The sequence below is a fragment of the Curtobacterium sp. NPDC090217 genome, assembly GCF_044746705.1.
Taxonomy (GTDB): domain Bacteria; phylum Actinomycetota; class Actinomycetes; order Actinomycetales; family Microbacteriaceae; genus Curtobacterium.
The window spans coordinates 18,425-40,299 of record NZ_JBIVCR010000004.1 but is presented as its reverse complement, the minus strand read 5'-3'; the positions used below and the strand labels follow the sequence as shown (position 1 = coordinate 40,299).

The 21,875-nt window shown below is 71.2% G+C and carries 19 protein-coding genes; 2 read left to right on the top strand and 17 right to left on the bottom strand.

The genetic code is table 11. The features are described from left to right. Window positions 1–65 precede the first annotated feature (65 nt). The 5 genes from ACIPJ2_RS14370 to ACIPJ2_RS14350 all read right to left on the bottom strand — a co-directional run bounded on the left by ACIPJ2_RS14370 (window position 66) and on the right by ACIPJ2_RS14350 (window position 6,856). Complete coding sequence (locus ACIPJ2_RS14370; protein ID WP_281265353.1) at window positions 66–1,064, bottom strand: ABC transporter permease; 999 nt, start codon at window positions 1,062–1,064, stop codon at window positions 66–68. Further along, complete coding sequence (locus ACIPJ2_RS14365; RefSeq protein ID WP_281265354.1) at window positions 1,061–1,999, bottom strand: ABC transporter permease; 939 nt, start codon at window positions 1,997–1,999, stop codon at window positions 1,061–1,063. The genes ACIPJ2_RS14370 and ACIPJ2_RS14365 overlap by 4 nt, the downstream gene beginning before the upstream one ends. Continuing rightward, window positions 1,996–3,657 carry a dipeptide ABC transporter ATP-binding protein gene (locus tag ACIPJ2_RS14360; protein ID WP_402729380.1) on the bottom strand — a complete coding sequence of 554 codons (1,662 nt, stop codon included), beginning with the start codon at window positions 3,655–3,657 and terminating at the stop codon, window positions 1,996–1,998. The genes ACIPJ2_RS14365 and ACIPJ2_RS14360 overlap by 4 nt, the downstream gene beginning before the upstream one ends. Next, complete coding sequence (locus ACIPJ2_RS14355; RefSeq protein WP_402729379.1) at window positions 3,654–5,321, bottom strand: ABC transporter substrate-binding protein; 1,668 nt, start codon at window positions 5,319–5,321, stop codon at window positions 3,654–3,656. The genes ACIPJ2_RS14360 and ACIPJ2_RS14355 overlap by 4 nt, the downstream gene beginning before the upstream one ends. 254 nt (window positions 5,322–5,575) lie before the next feature. Then, window positions 5,576–6,856 (bottom strand): MFS transporter, encoded by a 1,281-nt coding sequence (locus tag ACIPJ2_RS14350; RefSeq protein ID WP_402729378.1) that lies wholly within the window; start codon window positions 6,854–6,856, stop codon window positions 5,576–5,578. A gap of 55 nt (window positions 6,857–6,911) precedes the next feature. On the opposite strand from ACIPJ2_RS14350, the gene ACIPJ2_RS14345 reads away from it, so the two are divergent. Then, window positions 6,912–7,868 carry a helix-turn-helix domain-containing protein gene (locus tag ACIPJ2_RS14345; protein ID WP_402729377.1) on the top strand — a complete coding sequence of 319 codons (957 nt, stop codon included), beginning with the start codon at window positions 6,912–6,914 and terminating at the stop codon, window positions 7,866–7,868. A 21-nt stretch (window positions 7,869–7,889) separates the two neighbouring features. Here ACIPJ2_RS14345 and ACIPJ2_RS14340 read toward each other — a convergent pair whose 3' ends face one another. The 8 genes from ACIPJ2_RS14340 to ACIPJ2_RS14305 form a co-directional block, all read right to left on the bottom strand. Further along, window positions 7,890–8,366 carry a DUF2510 domain-containing protein gene (locus ACIPJ2_RS14340; protein WP_402729376.1) on the bottom strand — a complete coding sequence of 159 codons (477 nt, stop codon included), beginning with the start codon at window positions 8,364–8,366 and terminating at the stop codon, window positions 7,890–7,892. A 145-nt stretch (window positions 8,367–8,511) separates the two neighbouring features. Next, window positions 8,512–9,207, bottom strand: coding sequence for an SDR family oxidoreductase (locus ACIPJ2_RS14335; RefSeq protein ID WP_402729375.1), 696 nt, complete (start codon window positions 9,205–9,207; stop codon window positions 8,512–8,514). Continuing rightward, a complete protein-coding gene (gene solA / locus ACIPJ2_RS14330) occupies window positions 9,204–10,412 on the bottom strand; it encodes an N-methyl-L-tryptophan oxidase (protein WP_402729374.1) in 1,209 nt (402 codons plus the stop codon). The genes ACIPJ2_RS14335 and solA (ACIPJ2_RS14330) overlap by 4 nt, the downstream gene beginning before the upstream one ends. Window positions 10,413–10,438: 26 nt before the next feature. After that, a complete protein-coding gene (gene solA, locus ACIPJ2_RS14325; RefSeq protein ID WP_402729373.1) occupies window positions 10,439–11,623 on the bottom strand; it encodes an N-methyl-L-tryptophan oxidase in 1,185 nt (394 codons plus the stop codon). Beyond that, a complete protein-coding gene (solA, locus tag ACIPJ2_RS14320; protein WP_402729372.1) occupies window positions 11,620–12,765 on the bottom strand; it encodes an N-methyl-L-tryptophan oxidase in 1,146 nt (381 codons plus the stop codon). The genes solA (ACIPJ2_RS14325) and solA (ACIPJ2_RS14320) overlap by 4 nt, the downstream gene beginning before the upstream one ends. Next, entirely contained in the window at window positions 12,765–13,568 is an 804-nt protein-coding gene (locus ACIPJ2_RS14315) for an amino acid ABC transporter ATP-binding protein (RefSeq protein WP_402729371.1), read from the bottom strand. The genes solA (ACIPJ2_RS14320) and ACIPJ2_RS14315 overlap by 1 nt, the downstream gene beginning before the upstream one ends. Beyond that, window positions 13,565–14,365 carry an amino acid ABC transporter permease gene (locus tag ACIPJ2_RS14310; RefSeq protein WP_281265365.1) on the bottom strand — a complete coding sequence of 267 codons (801 nt, stop codon included), beginning with the start codon at window positions 14,363–14,365 and terminating at the stop codon, window positions 13,565–13,567. Before ACIPJ2_RS14310 ends, ACIPJ2_RS14315 begins: the two co-directional genes overlap by 4 nt. A gap of 9 nt (window positions 14,366–14,374) precedes the next feature. Continuing rightward, complete coding sequence (locus tag ACIPJ2_RS14305; RefSeq protein WP_402729370.1) at window positions 14,375–15,205, bottom strand: ABC transporter substrate-binding protein; 831 nt, start codon at window positions 15,203–15,205, stop codon at window positions 14,375–14,377. A gap of 150 nt (window positions 15,206–15,355) precedes the next feature. On the opposite strand from ACIPJ2_RS14305, the gene ACIPJ2_RS14300 reads away from it, so the two are divergent. After that, window positions 15,356–16,288, top strand: a complete 933-nt coding sequence (locus tag ACIPJ2_RS14300) for a LysR family transcriptional regulator (protein WP_402729369.1) — start codon at window positions 15,356–15,358, stop codon at window positions 16,286–16,288. Between the two features lie 43 nt (window positions 16,289–16,331). Here ACIPJ2_RS14300 and ACIPJ2_RS14295 read toward each other — a convergent pair whose 3' ends face one another. The 4 genes from ACIPJ2_RS14295 to ACIPJ2_RS14280 are packed head-to-tail and all read right to left on the bottom strand — an operon-like array spanning window position 16,332 to window position 21,638. Then, complete coding sequence (locus ACIPJ2_RS14295) at window positions 16,332–17,591, bottom strand: D-arabinono-1,4-lactone oxidase (RefSeq protein ID WP_402729368.1); 1,260 nt, start codon at window positions 17,589–17,591, stop codon at window positions 16,332–16,334. A 17-nt stretch (window positions 17,592–17,608) separates the two neighbouring features. Further along, window positions 17,609–19,126, bottom strand: coding sequence for an L-arabinose isomerase (gene araA / locus ACIPJ2_RS14290; RefSeq protein WP_402729367.1), 1,518 nt, complete (start codon window positions 19,124–19,126; stop codon window positions 17,609–17,611). Next, window positions 19,123–19,839 carry an L-ribulose-5-phosphate 4-epimerase gene (locus tag ACIPJ2_RS14285; RefSeq protein WP_402729366.1) on the bottom strand — a complete coding sequence of 239 codons (717 nt, stop codon included), beginning with the start codon at window positions 19,837–19,839 and terminating at the stop codon, window positions 19,123–19,125. The genes araA and ACIPJ2_RS14285 overlap by 4 nt, the downstream gene beginning before the upstream one ends. Continuing rightward, window positions 19,836–21,638, bottom strand: a complete 1,803-nt coding sequence (locus tag ACIPJ2_RS14280; RefSeq protein ID WP_402729365.1) for an FGGY-family carbohydrate kinase — start codon at window positions 21,636–21,638, stop codon at window positions 19,836–19,838. The genes ACIPJ2_RS14285 and ACIPJ2_RS14280 overlap by 4 nt, the downstream gene beginning before the upstream one ends. Window positions 21,639–21,875: the final 237 nt, after the last annotated feature.

Here is a 21,875-nt window from a genome sequence, read left to right as displayed (position 1 = left end):
GCGTGACGCTGTCGCTTCGGCGGACGAATTGCAGCAGCAGGACGACGGACCCGCGGCGCGCGCCCCTACGCCCGGCGCCGCACCCGCGGGTCCACGAACGCGTAGACCACGTCGACGATGACGTTCGCCGTCACGACGAGGAACGCCGAGAACAGCGTGAACCCGACGACCACCTGCAGGTCGAGCGTGTGCACCGCGTCGATGAGCAGCGCACCGAGCCCCTGCATCGAGAAGACCTTCTCGGTGATGACCGCACCGCCGAGCAGCGAGCCGAGGTCGAGACCGAACAGTGTCACCACGGGCAGGATCGCGGTCCGGAGTCCGTGCCGCACGACGACCTGACGTTCGCGGATGCCCTTCGCGCGGGCGGTCCGGACGAAGTCCTGCGACATCGACTCGAGCATCTCGCCCCGCGTGAGCCTGGCGTAGATCGCCGCGCTGATGAAGGCGAGCACGCACCACGGCAGTACCAGGTGCGTGAACCATCCCACCGGATCGTCGGTGAACGCCACGTAGCCGCTCGTCGGCAGGACCCCGAGGACGAACCCGAACAACAGGATCGCCAGCAGGCCGACCAGGTACGACGGTGCGGACACCCCCGCGACGGCGATCCCCATGACCGTGCGGTCCAGGGCGGATCCGCGGCGGAGCGCCGAGACCGCTCCCCCGGCGACGCCCGCGACGAGCCACAGCACCGCGGCACCGACGGCGATCGACGCGGTGACGGGCAGGCGCGTCACGATGAGCGACGTCACGCTGTCGTGGAGCTGGAACGAGTACCCGAAGCAGGGTGCGGCACAGTGGATCACCGAGGCACCGGTGCCGAACGTGCGCCCGGTGAAGATGCCGCCGAGGTACGCCAGGAACTGTGCGATCCACGGCTTGTCGGTCCCGAGGAACGCCTGCACCTCGCGCAGACGGTCGGGCGTGCAGGGCTTGTCGCAGATCGCGCGTGCCGGGTTCGTCGGCAGCAGCATGAAGAGCGCGTATGTCACCGCGGCGACGACGAGCAGCACCACGACGGCGCCGAGCACCCGGAAGAGGACGAAGCGGAAGGTGGTCATCGCGTGCCTCCCCGCGGGTCGAGGGCGTCACGGAGCGCGTCGCCGAGGACGTTGAACGCCAGGGTGATGAGGAACAGTGCGGCACCGGGGAACACGAGGTACATCGGGTCGGTCTGCACCCACCCGATCGCGTCGCCGATGCTGCGCCCCCACGACGGCGTCGGCGGGGTGACCCCGACGGCGAGGAAGGACAGCGCTGCCTCCGCACCGATCATCGAGGGGATCGAGATCGTCGCGTAGACGGTGATCGTCGCGGCGAGGTTCGGCAGGAGCTGCGTCCGGATCACGTGCCAGCGGCCGGCGCCGAGCGCGGTGGACGCGACGACGTAGTTGCGGGTGCGGAGCGACATCGTCTGACCGCGGATCACACGCGCGACGGACGGCCAGCCGAAGAACCCGATGACGAGCACGACGAGCACGGGTTTCGGGAACGAGGTCGGCACGATCGCGGTGAGGGCGATCATGAAGACCAGGGACGGGAACCCGAACATGACGTCGACCACGCGGGAGAGCACCCGGTCGTACCAGCCGCCGAAGAACCCGGTCGTGACCCCGACGAGCACCCCGATGACCAGCGACATGGCCGTCGCTGCGAGCCCGATCCCGAGCGAGGTCCGCGCACCGTACGTCACGATCGCGAACAGGTCCCGCCCGGTCAGCGGCTCGACGCCGAACCAGTGCGTGCCGCTCACGCCGCCGAGCGCCCCGCGGGGCGCACCGAACGAGTTGAGCGCGTTGATGTCGTACGAGTACGGGTCCTGCCCGCTGATCGCGGCGATCACGGGAGCGAACACGGCGACGAGGAGGAACACCACGATGACGATCGCCGATGCGACGGCCCAGCGGTCCCGGCGGACACGACGGACCACCGCACGGAACCCGGTCGAGCGGGCGCCGGACGCGGCGACGGGCCGGTCGACGACGTTCGCGCTCATGCGACACCTCCGGTCAGCGCACGCCACGCATCGCGCCGGGTGGCCTGACGTGCGGGGTCGGCCACGGGCGCGGCGGCGAGCAGCATGCGGGTGTAGTCCTCCTGTGGGTCGTCCAGCACGGTCGACGTGTCGCCGCGTTCGACGATGCGGCCGTCGTGGAGCACGACGACCTCGTCCGCGAGCTGCCGCACCACCGCGAGGTCGTGGCTGACGAGCAGCATCCCGAAGCCGAACTCGTCTTGCAGCGACGAGAGCAGCTCGAGCACGGCGGCCTGCACGGTCACGTCGAGCGCCGAGGTCGGCTCGTCGGCGATCACGAGCGCCGGACGCAGCGCGAGTGCTCGGGCGACGGCGACACGCTGCCGCTGACCCCCGGAGAGTTCGTGCGGGAAGCGCTCCGCCCACGACGGGTCGAGCTGCACCGCGACGAGGAGGTCGTGGACGCGGTTCGTCCGGTCCGCCGCGGAGACGCCGTGCACGAGCAGCGGCTCGGCGATGCTCCAGCCGATGGTCTGCCGCGGATTGAGCGACGATGCCGGGTCCTGGAACACGATCCCGACACGGCTCCGGATCTCGCGCAGCCGACGGCCACGTGCCGTGCGGAGGTCGCTGCCGTCCACCTCGACGGCGCCGGCGACGACGGGCACGAGCCCGGCGAGGGCTCGTCCGATGGTCGACTTGCCGGAACCCGACTCCCCGACGAGGCCCAGCGTCCCGCCCGCGCGCAGTTCGAGGTCGATCCCGCTGACCGTCGGCGCGCCGCGCCGGTCGTACCGGACCGCCACGTCGCGCATCCGCGCGACCACCGGACGGGAGGCTCGGCTCGCCTCCGCCCCGTCGGTCCCGTCCGCAGGCGGCGGGGCGGAAGCGGGACGAGCCTCCAGAGAGGGTACGGCTGCCAAGAGGGCGCGCGTGTACGCGGCCTGCGGCGCGCGGAACAGCGCGTCCACCGCGCCGTGCTCGACGGGCTCGCCGCGTCGCATCACGAGGACCTCGTCGGCGACGTCCGCGACCACGCCCATGTCGTGCGTGATCAGCAGCACGGCCAGCTCGCGCTCGCGGCAGAGCGTCCGGAGCAGGTCGAGGATGCCCGCCTGCACCGTGACGTCGAGCGCCGTCGTCGGTTCGTCCGCGATGAGCGCCACCGGGTCACCCGCGAGCGCCATCGCGATCATCGCGCGCTGCAGCTGCCCACCGGAGAGCTCGTGCGGGTACGCCCTCCTGATCCGCTCCGGGTCGGCGAGCCCGGCGGACCGGAGCAGCTCGTCGATGCGTCCCGAGACCGCGGCGCGGTCGAGCCCACGTGGGTGCGCCCTGACCGCTTCGGCGATCTGCGTGCCGATCGACAGGACCGGGGTGAAGGAGTTCATCGGCTCCTGGAACACCACGCCGATGCCGGCGCCGCGAACGGCGCGGAGCTCGTCGACGGATGCGCCGACGAGCTCGGCACCGCGGAAGCGGATGCTGCCGGACACCCGTGCCTGCGGCGGCAGGAGGCCGAGCACGCTCATGGCGCTGACGGACTTGCCCGAACCGGACTCGCCCACGAGGGCGAGCACACGACCGGGTGTCAGGTCGAAGGAGACGTCACGGACGACGGGCTCCGCGTCGCCGAACGCGACGTGGAGCCCCTCGACCTGCAGGATCGGATCGGTCACTTGCCGAGCGAGACCTTGAGGTAGTTCGGGTACGCCGGGAAGTCCGCGATCTGGAAGTTCTGCACGTTCGATCCGGCGAGGAACGACTGCTTCGCGTAGGTCAGCGGGACGATCGGGGCGTCGGCCATGATCTTCCGGTCCGCCTCGGCCCAGAGCTTCTGCGCCGCCTTCTGGTCGATCGTGCCAGTGGCCTTCTCGATGAGCGCGTCGACCTCGGGGTTGCTGTACTTCGACACGTTGTAGCCGCCGTCGCCGATCTCCGACGATGCGTAGAGCGGCTGGATGTTGGCGTTCGCGCTCGGGAAGTCGGGCTGCCAGCTGAACAGCGCGAGGTCAAAGTCGCTGCCGTCGGTCGTCGCCGTGTAGAACGAGTCGATGTCGAGCGGCTTGAGCGTCACGGTGATGCCTGCCCGCTTGAGGCCAGCCTGCAGCGCCTGCGCCTCGGCGAGGTTCGACGAGTCGTTCTGCGTCACGAGCGTGAGCTTCAGGTCCGTGACACCGGCGTCGGCGAGGAGCTTCTTCGCCTTGGCGACGTCACCGGTCGGACCCGGCTTGTACAGGTCGTAGTCCTGCCGCCCGGCGATACCAGGCGTGATGAGGGTCGACGCGTAGGTACCGGCGAGCGCGCCACCCGCCGCGATCCGGTACGACTTCTTGTCCACCGCGTACTGCAGCGCCTTGCGCACCTGGAGGTCCTTGAGGGAGTCCTTCTGCGTGTTGATCGCCATGTAGTTGATCGGGCCGGCCCTCGACGTCGCCAGGCGGTCCTGTGCAGCAGGGTTCGACCGGACCTGGTTCAGCTCGGCCGCACCGAGGTAGGTCGCACCGAAGGAGTCCTTCGCGTCGCCGTTGTCGGCGATGAGCGTCTGGGTGACCGTCGACGGGTCCTGGCTCTCCTTGAACACGACCTTCGACGGACCCGCGGTGCGGACGTCGTCGGTCTTCGCGCTCCAGGACTTGTTCCGGACCAGCGTGATCTGCGAGCCCTGCTGGTTCGACTCGACCTGGTACGGGCCGGACGCGACCGGCTTGGCGTCGTACGCTCCGGTGTCGGTGCCGTCACCCTCGGGGACCGGGGCGAACGCGGGCATCGACACGAGCCACGGCCAGTCGCCGTACGCCGCGTTCAGCTTGAACACGATCGTGGAGTCGTCGGGGGTCTCGATGCTGTCGAGGCTCTTGCCGTCGAACGGGCCCTTGTAGTCGGCCCCGCCGACCAGCAGCGACTTGTGGTAGCTCAGACCTCCGGTGAGCGTCGGCGCGAAGGAACGCTCGATGCCCCACTTGATGTCCTTCGTGGTGATCGGCGTCCCGTCCTGGAACTCCAGCCCCTTCTTGAGGTGGTAGGTCCAGGTCTTGCCGCCGTCGCTCGAGTCGCCGGTGTTCGTCGCGAGGTCCGGGACCACCTTGGCGGTCTTGCCGGGCTGGACGTCCCACGCCGTCAGGCGACGGAGCACCAGGCCGAGCGTGGTGATGTTGAGGTTCTGGCTCGTCGCGGGGTCGAGGTGCACCGCGGTCGCCGTCGTGAGGATGTTGAGCGTGCCGCCCTTGCTGGTGCCGGCCGTCGCGTCGTCCGAGGCACCCCCGCCCGAGCAGCCGGTGAGGACCAGGGCTGCGGTTGCGGCCACGGCCGCGGTGATGGTCAGGCGCTTCGGGCGTCTCATGACGGTGGTGCTCCTCGTGGGGGTTGGTGCTGCGGTGCTGGTGTGGCGGCGTCCATCCTGGCACCGGGCCGGGGCACCGGCACGCGAGCACGACGCGCGACGAAACAATCCAAGTCGCCTGTTACGGCCAGTCATTCCCGATCCACCGCAGCCGTGCTGATACTCCAGTTTCGGTAGGCTGCTCGATGGGCCCGTGCCACCGCCGGATCGTGGGCCCAGGGCGAATGCGTGAAGCCCGGGCCGCTCCTCGTCGATCAGGCCGGTGCACGGACGGCACGCCGGGCGATCGCGGCGGTCCCGAGCGCCGAGGCCAGGAACATCGCCGCGAGCACCGCCCACCCGACGGTACCGAGGTCGATGGCAGTCAGGGTCACCACGGCAGGAGCGACCATCGCACCCACCGCGTACCCGGTTCCGTACACACCCTGGTACGCGCCGACCCGATCCGCGGGCGCCATCTCGAAGCTCAGGCTCCACCCCGCCGCACTCGAGGTGATCTCCGCCAGCGAGTGCACGAGCGCCGCGACGACGAGCACCGCGCCGGCGATCGCCGCTGGCAGCCAGTCATCACCGGTGACCCACCCGGCTGCCGCCCACAGTCCGCACGCCACCGCCATCAGCCATCCGGCGTGCACCATCGACCGGCCGGCGCCCGCGATCGTGCCCGTCCCCCGGCTCATGCGGACCTGCAGGGCGATGACGACCGCGGTGTTCACGAGCAGCAGCGGCGAGACCAGGACGTCCGGCGCGACGGTGTGCCCGACGACCCAGAGCGGCACGGCGACCTCGAACAGTCCGAACTGGATGCCGAACACCCCGGTCAGCGCGGTCACGCCGAGGAACCGGACGTCACGGTACGGCGAGCGCCCGTCGCGGACCGGTTGCACGATCGACCCGGTCTCGGTCCGCTCGGCCGCCGGCACGTCGACCCGGGCTCGCGACAACCCGAGCAGCATGAAGGCCGACGCCACGAACAGCACACCGGCCGCGACCATCGTCACCCGGTACGCGGCACCGGTGCCGACCGCGAGCGGGATGGCCGCGAGGGCCGTCCCCGCAGCGATGCCGATGTTCGTGACGGTGCGCATGGTCGCGCGGACGCGGACACGCTCGCCGCCGGGGAAAGCGCGACCGATCGCAGCCGAGCGCACGGACGAGCCACCCTGCTGGGCCAGCGTGACGATCGAGGCCGTGACGACGAGGGACGCCAGGTCGTGCACGAAGACGTACCCGATGAGCGCGAGCCCCTGGACCACGTGCAGCCAGACGAGCATCCGCCGCGCGCTCCTCCGGTCCGCGAGGTGTCCGAACCCGAGCGAGCTGAGGACCCCGACCGCACCCGCGACGGTGAGCCCCAGGCCGACCGCGACCGCGGGGATCCCGACGATCGTTGTGAGGTAGAGCGAGGTCAGGGTGAAGAACGCCCCGCGGCCGACGGTGTCGACGAGGGTCACGGTGAGCAGACGTCGGAGGGTCGCGTCCTGCCGGACGAGGGTGCGGATCGGGACCTCGGGGACTGCCGTGCTGGTGCTCACGGATCCTTTTTGGCCGATCCGGACAGCCGAACAAATCGATGTAGCGTGGGGCTTCATGATCCGGTACCAGCTCGAGGCGAGCGACGTGTCGACGATCCGATTCGGGATCTCCCCGCTGTCAGAGGTCGGACTCGGGTTGCGCGCGTTCCGGGCGCCCGAGCGCTACCCGCTGCAGCGGCCGTGGCTCGACGGCATCGCCGCCGTCCGACCGCTCCTCGACGACGAGGTCCTGCTCGGCCTCGTCGACGAGCGGCGGTGGGTGGCCGACTTCGTGAACCCGCGCCCGGAGTCGCCCCTGACGTCGTTCGACGACGAGCTCGTCGCGCTCGGTCGGCTCAGCCGGAATCGCATGTACGACGACCTGGAGCGGGTGCACGGGACGGTCCCGACGGTGTTCACCGGCCGGCACGACGCCGTCGTCGCACGCCTCCAGCACGCCCTGTCCGACGCCTGGCGGCTCTGCTTCGCGCCGTACTGGCTCCGCATGCGCGCGGTCATGCAGTCCGACATCACGCACCGCGGACGCATCGCGGCGCACGAGGGTGTCGGCGCCGTCCTCCGCGGGCTCTCCGACTCGGTGCGCTTCGACGGCCGGAACCTCGACGTGCGGCTCTCGAGCCCGATCGCCCGCGACCGCCCGGTGCACGGCGAGGGCGTCACCCTGGTTCCGTCGATCTTCGTCGTCCGGGCGTCCACACCGATCGATGACGACCTGCCCCCGACGATCATGTACCCGGCCAGGGGCCAGGGTGCGATGTGGTCAACCACCTCGCACCCTGACCAGAGCGCCGTCCGCGACCTGCTCGGCTCGACGCGCGCCGGGCTCCTGCAGGCCCTCGGCGAACCGGCCTCGTCGACCGATCTCGCCATGCGGTTCGGTGTCTCGACCTCCGCCGTCAACCAGCACCTCCGCGTGCTCGAGCGCAGCGGCCTGCTCAACCGGACGCGGTACGGTCGCGCCGTCCTGTACTACCGGAGCGACCTCGGTCAGGCACTCACCCGGGTGACGTAGCCCCGCCCGGCCGTGGCCGGCTCAGCCGAGCAGTTGCGCCGCCCGAGCCAGGAACGCTCCGGAGGCGGCGAGTCCGAGGATGATCGCTGCCAGCGAGACGCCGAAGCCCGTGATGCGCGATCCCGTGAGCTGTCCGGCGCGCGCGAGACCGATCGCGCCGAAGACGATGCCGAGGATGCCGGGGATCGCGAACACGTTGAAGAGGAACGCGATCAGCGCCAGGACGAGGCCGGCGTACCCGAAGGGGTTCGCCGCCCGCGTCGCCCGGTCCTTCGCGATCCGGGCCTTCCGACCCCGCAGCACGGGTTCGTCGTTCCAGGCGGACTGCTGCCGGTACTCGGACGGTGCGGGTGGGCGTAGCGGGGCCTCGTAGACGGGCGCGGCGGCCGTCGCGAGCTGCGGCGCTGGGGCGAGCTGCCCCCACCTGGCGCCGTCCCACCACCTGGTCCGACTCGGGTCCTGCGGGTCCGGGTACCACCCGGCGATCGGCAGCGTCACTGTGCTCCCCTCATTGCCTGCTCGGCAGCGTACGGCCGCAGCAGGTGGGCGCACAGGCCCCAGTGCTGGTCACGCTGAGAGCGTCCACAGGACGGGAGGCACGGCTCGCCTCCCGTCCGCGCGGTCGCCTCCCGCGGGCACCCGCTCAGGCGCGCAGCGTCGGACGGATCGAGATGGTCTCGAACTGCGCCTCGTGCGGAGCGTCGACCGCGACCCGCACCCCGGCGGCGATCGTCGACGGCTGCACGTACGACTCGTCGGATCCCTCCCGCCCCGACTCGCGCCGGATCGTCCGCGCCATGTCGGTGTCGACGAACCCCGGGTGCACGGACACCACCCGCACGCCGTGCGACCGTTCCTCCTCCCGGAGGCAGTCGGCCATCGTGCGGAGCGCGAACTTCGTCCCCGAGTACACGGCGCCGTCCGGGTAGGAGAACATCCCCGACCCGGAGTTGAGGAACACGACGGTGCCGTGCGCCGCGCGGAGCGCCGGGAGCAGCCGCGCGGTCAGGTCAGCGACGCCGAACACGTTGACCTCGAACGACCGGCGCCAGTCGTCGCGCGTGAAGGTGTCGAACCGTCGTTCGTCGGCGATGCCCGCCGAGTGAACGAGGACGTCGAGCCGGTCGACCCCGAGCGTGGTGACCGCGGCGGCCAGCGAGTCCGCGTCGCCCACGTCGCCGACGAACGGGACGACGTCCGGCAGCTCGTCGACGAGTGCGGCGAGCGCTCCCGCCGACCGGGCACCGACGATGACGGTGTGGGTCCGCGCCAGGTCGCGGGCGATCGCGAGGCCGATGCCCCGCGACGCACCCGTGACGAGCGCGACCGGACGCGTCACGCCCCGACCGCGGCGACAGAGCCGGCGTGGACGGTGCCGGCGTCGACCGGAGCCCCGTTCGCGAAGCGGTCCGGGTCGAGGAAGTCGATCACCGTGTACGGGGTCTCCCCCACGGTGATCTGGGCGAGGAGCTCCCCCACCCCGGCGGCGTGCTTGAAGCCGTGCCCGTGGTCGCCGCCCGCGATGACGAGGCGCTGGTCCCCGTTCGGCCGTCCGACCAGGAACTGTCCGTCCGGCGAGTTCGTCACCATGCACGGGATGGCCTTGACCGGCACCGGGTCGAGCTCCGGGAACGCGTCGGCGACCCACGACGACAGCTGCTCGATGTCGTCGCGGGGGTGGATGTACCGGTCGACGGTGTCGGCGTCGGTGTCGGCGAAGTTCGCGCCGGAGTCCTCCATGCCGATCTTCACCAGGTAGCCCTCGTCCGAGCCGTGCCCCCACAGGTGTCGACCGTCGGGCAGTTCGTGGATGAAGGCCGGGAACGCGTCGAGCGAGAACGACACCGACGCGTCGTCCTTCGGCTTGAACCAGTACAGCGGGGTGCGACGTGGGCGGAGGGGCAGACCGGGGACGAGCTTGCCGTTCCACGCCCCGGCCGCGACCACCGCCTGCGCCGCCTCGATCACGACGGTCGGGGTCGTGACCCGCACGCCGCCGTCGACCAGCTCGACCGACGTGACGCGGGTGTCGGTGAACACCCGGGCGCCGAGTGCGATCGCCGCCTCCCCCTGCGCCCGCACGTTCTTCTCGGGGTAGCAGATGCCGGCTCCGGGGTCGAGGACGCCGACGGTGTCGTCCGCGGTGCCGCCGTACTGCGGGTACGCGCTGAGCAGCTCGTCGTGGTCCAGGTGCTCGACGTCGAGACCGGCCCGCGCGGCGGCGGCCGTGACCCCGGACACCGGGCGGGACGAGGGTGACCCGGTGGAGAGGCACCCGGTCTGCCGGACGTAGGTCTCGCCGTTCGCTTCGCCGAGGGCGGTCCAGAGCTCGAGGGACTTCTGCGCGATCGGGGTCAGGCCGGGGTGCTCCTGGCAGGCGATGCGGAACAGCCGGGTGGCGCCGTGCGAGGAGCCCATGTGGTGTCCGAGTCCGTACCGGTCGACGCCGACGACGTCCACGCCACGTGCGGCGAGACGCCACAGGGCCGCTGATCCGAATGCGCCGAGTCCGACGACGACGACGTCGGTGGTGATGGTCTCCATGGGGTTCCTTTCGAGGGGGTGCTGGATCAGCGACTGACGCGGCGGCCGAACCGCAGGCGGTCGGCCGCGGTGACGTTGACGGAGAAGCGGGAGGGGTCGAGGAAGGCGGCGGGCAGGTCGGTGGCCCCCGTCGTCGCGAGGTCGGCGGCGACGATGCCCATCGCGGGGGCGAGCTTGAAGCCGTGCCCGGAGAACCCGCCGAGGACGGTCACGCGGTCGTCCCACCCGAGCGGTCCGACGAACGCGTCGTGGTCCGCGGTGTAGCCGTCCATGTACACGCCGGCACGGACCACCTCGGGGACGACCCCGGGGACGAGCGTGCGGATCGCGTCCCGGACCTCGTCGAACAGTGCATCGGGGGGTGTGCGGTCGAGGAGGTCGGGGTCCGCGACCCGGTCCCACCCGTTGTTCAGGCCGATCTTCACGGTGGCGCCGTCGATGGACGGCCAGCCGGAGATGTCGAAGCCGTCGGACTGGCGGACGAAGATCGGGAACACGTCCTCGGTGAACCGCTCGGGCGTCGCCGTCGGGAACCAGGTCATCACGATGCGGATGACCTCGTGCAGCGGCGTGATCCCCGGCAGGAGCTGGGACGTCCAGACGCCGGCCGAGACGACGAGACGCGGGAAGCGGAACACCCGTTCGTCGGTGTGCACCTCGACGGCGGCGTCGGTCATCCGGATCTCCGTCACGCGGGCCCGTCGGTGGACGACGCCGCCGAGTCGCTCGGCCTCGGACGCGGCGAGCGCGACGGCGACCTCGGGGCGCAGGTACCCCGACTCGTGGTCGAGGTACGCGACGTCCCCGGCACGGACCGCGTGCTGCGGGTACCGGCTCCGGAGGGCGTCCGTGTCGAGGAACTCGTGGTCGATGCCGTGCTCGGCGATCGAGCGGCCGACCGACTCCAGGAACGTGGAGCCGTCCGTCCCGATCATCAGCCCGCCGGTCATGTGCAGCAGTCGCACGCCGGTGTCGGCACCGAGTCGCTCCCACTCGGCGCGGGAGCGGCGCAGGAGTGGCACGTAGTGACTGCCCTCGAGGTACGCGGTCCGGAACAGCCGGGACTCGCCACCGGCACCGGACCGGTCGTGTCCGGGGGCGAACTGCTCGAACCCGATCGCGGAGACGCCGCGTCGTGCGAGCTGCCACATCGTCTGGGCACCCATGGTGCCGACGCCGACGACGCCGACCTCCGCATCGAAGCGGGTCATCGGAGCGTCGGGTTCCGTGCGAAGCGGTCTGCGCGGAACCGGCCGACCGGCAGCGCGGTCTCCCCGGTGAGCGCGAGGTCGGCGGCGGCGCGGCCGATCACCGGCGACATCTTGAAGCCGTGCCCCGAGAACCCGGCCAGCACGACGATGCGGTCGTCACCGGCGGTGTCCACGATGAAGTCGTGGTCGGCGGTCCACGCGTCGACCTGCACGGCGTGCCGGACCGCTGCGGGGACGGCGTCGGGCACGTAGCGACGGACGTACTCGTCGACGACGGGGACCAGCTCGTCCGGCATGCGTTGGTCGAGGTCGTCGGCGTTCCCGAGGTGGTCGAGCCCCGCCGCGAGCCCGACCTTGACGGTCGCCCCGTCGGTGGTCGGCCAGATGCAGAAGTCGACGCCGGCGTCACGGCACACGAACGGGAACCGCTCGGCCGCGAACCGGTCGGGGTGGCGGACCGGGTACCAGTGCACGGCGATCGACTGGACGTCGAGCCGCGGCAGCTCGATGCCGCGGATCCGGTTCGACCAGGCACCGGCGGCGACCACCACACGGTCGAACGGGAGGCGCGCCCCGCCCTCCGTCACGACGGTCACCTCGGTGGGCCCCGATTCCACGGCCACGACCGCGTCCCCGACGCTGACCGCGGCCCCGCGGTCGGTCGCGGCGCGCGCCGCGGCGGAGACGGACACCTCCGCTCGGATCACGCCGGACCGCTCGTCGAGGACGGCGATCTCGTCGTCGTCCATGACGGTCTCGGGGAACCGGCCACGAGCCTCCAGGGCGGTCAGCACCTCGTGTGGCAGGACGTTCTCGGTGACGGAGGCGACCACGCCACGCATGAAGGCGGACTCGGGCCGGCCGATCATCAGGCCGCGCGTGAGGGTGAGCAGGTCGAGGCCGGTCTCCGCTTCGAGCGCGCGCCACTCGAGGAGTGACTCGGCGAGGAGCGGGACGTACTCCGGCCCCTCCGCGTACGCGCTGCGGAAGAGCCGGGTCTCGCCGCCGGCCGCGCCGAAGGCGTGCCCTGGTGCCCAGCGGTCGAAGCCGACGGCGTCGACCCCGCGCCTGGCGAGCTGCCAGAGCGTCATCGCGCCCATGGTGCCCGTCCCGACGACGGCGACGCGGGGTCCGCCCGGCATCAGAGGACCTTCGACAGGAACCCGGCGAGCCGCTCGGACTCGGGGCGTTCGAACATCGTCGCGGCCTCGCCCTGTTCGATGATCCGCCCCTGGTCCATGAAGACGACGTGGTCGGCAGCCCGGCGCGCGAACCCCATCTCGTGCGTGACGACGAGCATCGTCATGCCGGCCGTCGCGAGGCCCGTCATCAGGTCGAGGACCTCCTTGACGAGCTCGGGGTCGAGAGCGCTCGTGGCCTCGTCGAAGAGCATCACCTCGGGTCGCATCGCCAGCGCCCTCGCGATCGCGACGCGCTGCTGCTGCCCGCCGGACAGGCTCGCCGGGCGGAAGTCCCGCTTGTGGGCGAGTCCCACGTCCGCCAGCGAGCGCACCGCCCGGTCCCTGGCTTCCTCGACGCCGAGTCCGCGCACCTTCCGGAGCGGCAGCACGATGTTGTCGAGGACGGTCTTGTGCGGGAACAGGTTGAAGTGCTGGAACACCATGCCGACACGGCTCCGGAGACGATCCGGGTCCCCCGTCGTCATGTCGTCGCCGTCGAGCAGGATCGTGCCGGCGGTGGGTTCCTCGAGCCGGTTGACACAGCGCAGCAGCGTCGACTTGCCGGAGCCCGACGGCCCGATGATGCAGACGGTGTGGCCTGGCCGGACGGCGAGGTCGACGCCGTGCAGCACCTCGTTGGCGCCGAACCGCTTCGTGATCCCCCGGAGTTCGAGTCCGGCGCCACGGATGTCGCCGACGAGGTCGGTCACCCCGGTGTCGACGCCCGGCGTGGTGGTGCCGTCGGTGGGCGTGGTCATGGTCATCCGTCCTGTCCGATCGTGACTGCCCCGGCGGGGGCGGTTGCTGGTGCGGCCGTCGACTGGCCGGGGCCGCCGGCGTCACCGGCGTCGACCGCCGCGCGGCCGGTGCGGAGCCGGCGGTCGATGACGTTCACCAGGTGGGTGAGCGGCACCGTGATGAGGAGGTAGAAGATCCCGGCGGTGACGAGTGGCGAGAGGTTCGCGTACGTCACGGCGGCGTCCTGACCGACCCGGAAGAGTTCACGCTGCGAGGTCACCAGGCCGAGGAAGTACACCAGCGACGAGTCCTTGACGATCGCGATGAACTGGTTCACGAGCGCTGGCAGCACCCGCCTGATGCCCTGCGGGATGACGATCAGCCGCATGGCGGGGCCGTAGCCCATGCCGAGCGCCCTGGCCGCTTCGAGCTGCCCCTTGTCGATCGACTGGATGCCGGACCGGAAGATCTCCCCGATGTAGGCGCCGGCGATCAGGCCGAGGGCGAGGATGCCGAGCGGGTACGGGTTGCCCTTGGTGATCGGGTTGAACAGCGGCGCGAGCCCCTGCCCGAGCACCAGGATCGTGAGGATCGCCGGCAGGCCGCGGAACACGTCCGTGTAGATGCCAGACAGCACCCGGAGCGTCCGGCTCCGGGACACGGCGAGTGCCGCGAGGCCCAGGCCGATGACGATGCCCACGACGGTCGCGGCCGCAGCGAGCAGCAGCGTGTTCCAGAGGCCGTACCCGAGGATGTCGGGCAGGACGACGAGCATGTCCGGGACGTTGAAGAACGACTGCAGGAGCGTCTGGAGCTGGTCCATGGTCGCGGCCTACTTGTCGGTCGGCTGGAATTGGTCCGGCACCGGAGCGTCCGGGTAGTACTTCTTCTCGATCTCCAGCCACTCGCCCGAGGCGATGATCTCCTTGATCGCCGTGTTGATGCCCTTCTTCAGCGCGGGCTTGTCCTTGTGCATGCTCATCGCCACGGGGTACTCGGGGAGCTCGATGTTGATCGGCATCTTGATGCTGTCGTCCTTGTCGACGAAGTCCTGCCCGATCGGGTAGTCCAGGAACACGGCGTCGATGCTGCCGGCCTGCATCGCGGCCTTCGCGGCGTTGTTGTCCGGGTACCGGACGATCTGGACGCCGGGGAAGTGGTCCTGCGCGTACTGGTCCTCGAGCGTTCCCTGCATCAGCCCGAGGCGCTTGCCCTTGAGCGATGACGCCTTCTTGGTGATCGTCGACCCCGAGGGCGTGATGATCGAGATGTACCCGATGAAGTAGGTGTTCGAGAAGTCGACTGACTTCTTGCGCTCGGGGGTGACCGACGTGCTCGCGGCGGCGACGTCGAGCGACCCCGCGGCGACGGCCGGCAGCAGCGTCGAGAACTCCTGCTGCACGAACACCGGCTTGAGGTCCAAGTGCTTCGCGATCGCGGTGGCCATGTCGACCTCGAAGCCCGTGAGCTTCCCGTTCTCGGTGTAGGCGTAGGGCTTGGCGTCGCTCAGGGTGCCGATCTTCAGCGTGCCGGCGGTCAGGGTGCCGTAGTCCTTCGACGAGGTGGACGTCGAGGCGGAGGAAGTCGTGGAGCAGGCCGTGAGCCCGACGGCGAGGGCCGCGATGACGGCGACCGCGGCGGCCTTGGAGTGGGTGCGTCGCATGGTGACTCCTGTGCTGGGGAGGGTGGGTGGTGCGGGCAAAATCACCGTAAGCGATGCAAGCGCTCGAAAAACGTTCGGAAATAATTTAGTAACACGACCTTTACGGCGACGTATCGCAAGTCCGTGGAAGTACCGTGCGACGATCAGGACATGGAACTGCGCGATCTCCGAGCGTTCACGGCGGTCGCCGAGGACCTCTCCTTCAAGGACGCCGCCGCCCGGCTCGGCATGAGCCAGTCAGCGCTCAGCCAGTCGGTCTCACGGTTCGAGCGCGAGCTCGGGGTGTCGCTGTTCGACCGTGGCCAGCGGCGGGCACCGGAGCTCACCCCGCAGGGCCGGGTCCTCGCCGCTCAGGCGAAGGCGCTGCTCGACCACGCCGAGCAGGTCGAGGCGTCGGTCGTGGACGAACCGACGGCCACCGTGCCGCTCAAGGTCTCCTCGATCTCATCGACGTTCGCCGGACTGGTCCCCCGCGTCGTGCCGCGACTCCGCGCAGCCCTGCCCGACGTCCGTGTCTCGCTGATGAGCGTGTTCGACACCCACGTGACCCGTGCGGTCCTTGAGCACCGCGTGGACTTCGCGTTCGGACGACTCTCCGAGGCACCGGAGGGTGTCGACTTCTCGTTCGTCGCGCACGAGCCGCTCGTCGCCGCCGTGCCCGCGACGCACCCGCTCGCCACCCGCGATCGCATCGACCTCGTGGAACTCCGGGACGACCCGTTCGTGCTGTTCCACCGCGACGAGGGGATCCCGGGCTACGACGCCATCGTCAGCGCCTGCGTGCGGGCAGGGTTCTCACCGCAGATCCGGACGTACTCGCTCGACGACGTCGCGATGCTCTCCTCGATCGCGTGCGGCCTCGGGGTGTCGCTCATGCCGTACGTGTCGACACTGCACGCGTTCGACGGGGTCAGCTACGTCCCGGTGACGGACGAGCACGCCACCACGCCGCTCTCGGTGCTCCGTCGGCAGCAGGACGGACTCGTCGCGGCCGATCGGCTCCTGGAACTGGTGCACGACGAGATGCGGACACTCGCAGCGCGCGAGATCGCGCGCGGCAACCGGCCTCCCCTGCTGCCGTAGTCCGCCCCGCGCGGGACCGGACGGGAGGCCCGGCTCGGCTCCGTCAGGCCAGCACGCGCTCCAGGAACGGGTTGCGGAAGCGGCCCGCCGGGTCGAGTTCGCGGGCGAGCGCGGCGAACCGCGCCAGGTGGGGGTACGCCTCGTGCAGGCGCTCCGGCGTGGCGGCCGAGACCTTCCCCCAGTGCGGGCGCGGGTCGAACGGGGCGAGGACGTCCTCGATCCGCTCGACCGCGGCGGCGACGGCCTCGACGTCCCGACGGAACGTGAAGTGCACGCCGACCGACTGCCGCTCGGACGACGGTGCGAGCCACGCGGTGTCCGGTGCGATCGTCCTGACCTCGGCTGCGATGAGGATCGGTGCGAACAGGCCGGCGAGCGGACGCAGTGCCCGGAGCGCGGGGAGCGCCGACGCGGCGGGCAGCAGGTACTCCGCCTGGATCTCGGCCCCGGTGGACGGCGTGAACGACGACCGGAAGTGCGGCAGCCGCTCGGACCACGGGCCGGGGACGCCGCCCTGCTCCGTGACGCCGGCCGGGTCGTTCTCCCCGGGGTGGACGGGGCCGGTCGCGGTCCTGGCGCCGAGGGCGACGAGGTCGATCGTCGGTGCCGGCTCGTCGACGCGGTGCTTCGTCCAGACCTGTCGTGCGCCACGGTCGTCGAACGACGTGAACATCGACACCGAGTACGCGTCCGACATCACCGTGTCGAACTGCGACTCGACGGCGTCCCACGGCAGGTCGAGGTGCACCGTCGTGGCCACCTGGAACGTGGGCTCGATCGCGAGCTCGACGGCGGTCACGATCCCGAGCGCCCCGAGCGCGACCCGGTGTGCGTCGAGCTCGGCGTCGGGCAGGTCCCCTGCCACATGGACCACGTCGCCGGACGCACGGACCACGTCCAGCCCGACCACCGCCTGCGCCAGCGAGGGGTTCCGCACACCGGAGCCGTGCGTGCCGGTGGCGACGGCCCCGGCCGTGGAGATGTGCGGCAGGGACGCGAGGTTCGCGAGTGCCCAGCCACGAGCCTCCAGGCCGGATGCGACCTGCGCGTGCGTCATGCCGGCTGCGACCAGGACCACGCGTCGGGCGGTGTCGATCTCCAGCACTGGCGGCAGGCCGGCGAGCGTGACCTGGACGGCGTCGGTGTCCGCGATCTCGTTGAAGGAGTGCGTCGAGCCGAGCGCCGTCAGGCGCGGCGTCGACGCGACGAGCTCACGGACCTCGGACACGGACGACGGTCGCGCCAACGACGCCGCACGGTAGGTCACGTTGCCGGCCCAGTTGGTGCGCTCCGTCGCGATCACGTCGCCCATCGTAGCCATCAGAACCCGCGGTCGAGACGGTGCCAGGTCTGCTGCCCGCGCACCTCGTCGCGGAACCCGCGGGAGGTCGTGTGCTCGTCGATGACCAGGAACTCGGTACCGAGGATCGTGGCGAGGTCCTCGACCACCTGCAGCCCAACGGCCGTCGTCATGACGGTGTGGTGGGCGGCGCCGGCGGTGAGCCAGGCCTCGGCGGCGACGGGGAACGAGGGACGGGGCTCCCAGACGGCACGGCCGACGGGGAGCTTCGGCAGCGCCTCGGTCGGCGGGACCACGTCGACGACGTTCGCGGTGAGGCGGAACCCGTCGCGGGTGTCCGACAGCGCGACCACCACGGCCTCGCCGGAGTCGGCCGTGAAGACCAGACGCACCGGGTCGTCCTTGCCGCCGATGCCGAGCGGGTGGATCTCGAGCGTCGGACGCGACGACGTGAGCGTCGGCGAGACCTCGAGCATGTGCGCGCCGAGGATCTTCTCCGCACCGGGGGTGAGGTCGTACGTGTAGTCCTCCATGAGCGATGCGCCACCGGGGAGCCCCGCGCCCGCGACGTTCATCGCGCGGACCAGCACGGCCGTCTTCCAGTCCCCCTCGGCACCGAAGCCGTAGCCGTCGGCCATCAGGCGCTGCACGGCGAGACCGGGGAGCTGCTTGAGGGTGCCGAGGTCCTCGAAGTTCGTGGTGAACGCGGCGCTGTCGTTCTGCTCGAGCAGGGCGCGCAGGCCGAGCTCGATCGCGGCGCCGTCCCGGAGTGCGGCGCGGCGTGCGCCACCGTCGCGGAGCTCGTCGACCACGTCGTAGTGCTCGTCGTACACGGTGACGAGCGCGTCGACGTCCTGCTCGCTGACGGCCTCCACGGCTGCGGCCAGCTCGTTCACCGCCCAGGTGTTGACCTGCACGCCGAGCTCGATCTCCGCCTCGGTCTTGTCGCCCTCGGTGACGGCGACGTAGCGCATGTTGTCGCCGAACCGCGTCAGCTTGAGCGTGCGGATCGCGGCCGCGCCGGCTGCCGCGCGGCTCCAGTCGGCGACCCGCCGCTGCACGCGCTCGTCGGACACGTGGCCGATCGCGGTCGCGTGGCGGACGCCCATGCGGGCCAGGGCGTACCCGAACTCGCGGTCGCCGTGCGCGGCCTGGTTCAGGTTCATGAAGTCGAAGTCGATGTCCGCCCACGGCAGTGCGACGTTCGCCTGGGTGTGCAGGTGCAGCAGGGGCTTCGTCAGCGCGTTGAGCCCGCCGATCCACATCTTCGCGGGGCTGAAGGTGTGCATCCACGCGGTGACGCCGATGACCCGGTCGTCGGCGCTGGCCTCGATGAGGGCGCGGCGGATGCCGTCGGCGTCCTTGAGGACGGGTTTCCAGACGAGCGTCACCGGCACGTGCGGTGCCAGTTCCGCGTGCACGGCGCGGCTCTGCTCCTCGACCTGGCGGAGGGTCTCCTCGCCGTACAGGCCCTGCGAACCCGTGAGGAACCAGACCTCGTAGCTGTTGAGCGTTTCTTGCGGGTCCACCTGCGTCATCGCATGGCTCCTTCTGGGTTCTGTCCGTAGACGTTTTGGTATCGGTCGAAGAGTCGATCGATGTCGTCCGGGGCGATCGGCACGACCTCGCCGCCCTGCTTCGCGATGTGCACGGTCCGGGCGACGTCCTCGCACATGACCGCGGCCTTCACGGCGTCCTTCGCGTCCTTGCCGATCGTGAACACGCCGTGGTTCTGCATGAGGACCGCACGGCTCCGGTGACCGCTGAGCGTGTCGACGATGCCGCGGCCGATGGAGTCGTCGCCGATGATCGCGAACGGGCCGACCGGGATCGGTCCGCCGAACTCGTCCGCCATCGCGGTGATGACGCAGGGGATCTCCTCGGCCCTGGCAGCCCACGCGGTCGCGTAGGTGGAGTGGGTGTGCACGACGCCGCCGACCTCCGGCATGTTCCGGTACACGAACGCGTGGGCCGCGGTGTCCGAGCTCGGCCCGTGCGCGTTCCCCCAGCCGTCCGCCGGCACGCCGTCGAGGGTGCAGACGACCTGGTTCTCGGGCGTCAGGTCGTCGCTCGACACCCCGCTCGGCTTGATCACGAAGAGGTCGGTGCCCGGCACGCGTTCGGAGACGTTGCCGCCGGTCCAGATCACGAGTCCGTAGCGGACCAACTCGCCGTGCAGGGAGGCGACGCGCGCACGCGTCGCGGCCACGGCCTCCTGGACCGCGCTGTCGTGGACGCTTGCTTCCGTCATCGGGTCGGCTCCTTCTCGGTCTGGAGGCTCGGTTCGGCTCCGGCCGCGGGGTCGCTGTGGGCGGGTGGCTCGGTTCCGGCTGCGGGGTCGCTGTGGGCGGGTGGCTCGGTTCCGGCTGCGGGGTCGCGCCCCGGTGCGGACGTCGCGCCCGCGTGCGCCGGGGCGCGGTGTTCGTCCGCGGGCGCGATCTCGACCGGACTCCCCGGGGGCCGGGTCGCGGCGACCGCTGCGGACTGCAGGGGCAGACCCGCCCGGAACCGCTCGAGGTAGGCACGGAAGCCCTCGACGTCCCGCTCATCGGGGTCCGCCACGTGCACGGCGTCCCCGGCGAAGACCCGCTTCTGCAGGTACTCGGTCAGGTCGGTGTCCGAGGCGTGCTCCAGGTAGGCCGCGAGGACCGCGATCCCCCACGCGCCGCCCTCGCCAGCGGTCTCCTCGAGCGCGACCGGCACGCGGAGTGCGGCGGCGAGCAGTCGCTGCGGGGCACCAGGGGTCCGGAAGAGGCCGCCGTGTGCGGTCATCCGGTCGACGTGGACGTCCTCGCCCGCGAGCACGTCCATGCCGATCGCGAGGGTGGCGAACGCGCCCTGCACCTCGGCGCGGACGAGGTTGCCGAGCGTGAACGCACTGCCGGCACCACGGACCAGGAGCGGACGACCGTCCTCGACGTGTGTGACGGGTTCACCCGCCAGGTAGTTGTAGGACAGCAGCCCGCCGGCGTCCGGGTCGGCCCGCTCGGCCTCGGCGAGCAGCGTCGCGTAGACCTGGTCCATGTCGAGCGGGCTGCCCGCGGCCTCGGCGAACCGGCCGAAGACCCTGGCCCACGCGGCGATCTCGCTCGCACCGTTGTTGCAGTGCACCATCGCGACGGCGTCACCCGCGGGGGTCGTGACGACGTCGATCTCCTCGTGCGGGGTCGTCATCGCGTGCTCGAGGACCACCATCGAGAAGATGCTCGTGCCGACGCTGACGTTGCCGGTCCGGGGTGCGACGGCGTTCGTCGCGACCATGCCGGTGCCGGCGTCGCCCTCCGGCGGGCAGAGCGGGACGCCGGGCCCGAGTGTGCCGGTCGGGTCGAGCCACGCGGCGCCCTCCGGGGTGAGCGTGCCGGCGTCCTGCCCGGCGACGAGGACCTCGGGGAGGAGCGCCCGGACGTCCCGGCCGATGAGTCCGTCGGCGATGCGGAGCATGGCGGCGTCGTAGTCCCTGGTCGCCGGGTCGATCGGGGCAGTGTCGATCGGGAACATTCCGGACGCGTCACCGACGCCGAGCACGTTCCGTCCGGTCAGCCGGCGGTGGACGTACCCGGCGAGGGTGGTGATGCCGGCGACCTCGGCGACGTGGGGCTCCTCGTCGAGGACCGCCTCGTACAGGTGCGCGACCGACCAGCGGAGCGGGATGGTGAACGACAGGGCTTCGCTGAGTGCCGCGGCCGCCGGGCCGGTCGAGGTGTTGCGCCACGTGCGGAACGGCACGAGGAGCTCCCCGGACGCGTCGAACGCCAGGTGGCCGTGCATCATCGCGGACACCCCGAGGGCACGGAAGGTGGTGGGCCGGACCCCGAACCGTTCCTCGACGTCGGAGACCAGGGCGGCGTAGGCGGCGCGGAGTCCGGTCTCGACGTCGTCGAGGGAGTAGGTCCAGCGGCCGTCGACGAAGGCGTTCTCCCACTCGTGGTCGCCGCTGGCGATGGGGACGAGGTCCTCGTCGATCAGGCACGCCTTGATGCGGGTCGATCCGAGCTCGATCCCGAGCGTGGTGCGCCCGTCCTGGACCTGGTGTCTGCGGTCGTCGCTCATGGTTCCCTCCCGAGACCTCGTCGTCCGTTCGTGAGCGCTCACATCCTGGCACGTGAGCGCTCACTCTCGCAATCCCGTCGTGCCGTGCGTGCTCTCGCCGCCCTTCCCCGACGCCCCGGCACGCCCCTGCCGCCCCCTACCCCCCTGCCGCCCTTGCCCCACTGCCGCCCTTGCCCCCCCCTGCCGCCCCTGCCGCTCTTGCCGCCCCTACCCCCTGCCGCCCGACTGGTCACAACA

Bases quoted from the DNA above. Each gene is read 5' to 3' on its own strand.
- ACIPJ2_RS14370 (WP_281265353.1), bottom strand. From the start codon at position 1,064: ATGACCACCTTCCGCTTCGTCCTCTTCCGGGTGCTCGGCGCCGTCGTG.
- ACIPJ2_RS14365 (WP_281265354.1), bottom strand. From the start codon at position 1,999: ATGAGCGCGAACGTCGTCGACCGGCCCGTCGCCGCGTCCGGCGCCCGC.
- ACIPJ2_RS14355 (WP_402729379.1), bottom strand. From the start codon at position 5,321: ATGAGACGCCCGAAGCGCCTGACCATCACCGCGGCCGTGGCCGCAACC.
- ACIPJ2_RS14345 (WP_402729377.1), top strand. From the start codon at position 6,912: ATGATCCGGTACCAGCTCGAGGCGAGCGACGTGTCGACGATCCGATTC.
- solA (WP_402729374.1), bottom strand. From the start codon at position 10,412: ATGGAGACCATCACCACCGACGTCGTCGTCGTCGGACTCGGCGCATTC.
- solA (WP_402729373.1), bottom strand. From the start codon at position 11,623: ATGACCCGCTTCGATGCGGAGGTCGGCGTCGTCGGCGTCGGCACCATG.
- solA (WP_402729372.1), bottom strand. From the start codon at position 12,765: ATGCCGGGCGGACCCCGCGTCGCCGTCGTCGGGACGGGCACCATGGGC.
- ACIPJ2_RS14315 (WP_402729371.1), bottom strand. From the start codon at position 13,568: ATGACCATGACCACGCCCACCGACGGCACCACCACGCCGGGCGTCGAC.
- ACIPJ2_RS14310 (WP_281265365.1), bottom strand. From the start codon at position 14,365: ATGGACCAGCTCCAGACGCTCCTGCAGTCGTTCTTCAACGTCCCGGAC.
- ACIPJ2_RS14305 (WP_402729370.1), bottom strand. From the start codon at position 15,205: ATGCGACGCACCCACTCCAAGGCCGCCGCGGTCGCCGTCATCGCGGCC.
- ACIPJ2_RS14300 (WP_402729369.1), top strand. From the start codon at position 15,356: ATGGAACTGCGCGATCTCCGAGCGTTCACGGCGGTCGCCGAGGACCTC.
- araA (WP_402729367.1), bottom strand. From the start codon at position 19,126: ATGACGCAGGTGGACCCGCAAGAAACGCTCAACAGCTACGAGGTCTGG.
- ACIPJ2_RS14285 (WP_402729366.1), bottom strand. From the start codon at position 19,839: ATGACGGAAGCAAGCGTCCACGACAGCGCGGTCCAGGAGGCCGTGGCC.
- ACIPJ2_RS14280 (WP_402729365.1), bottom strand. From the start codon at position 21,638: ATGAGCGACGACCGCAGACACCAGGTCCAGGACGGGCGCACCACGCTC.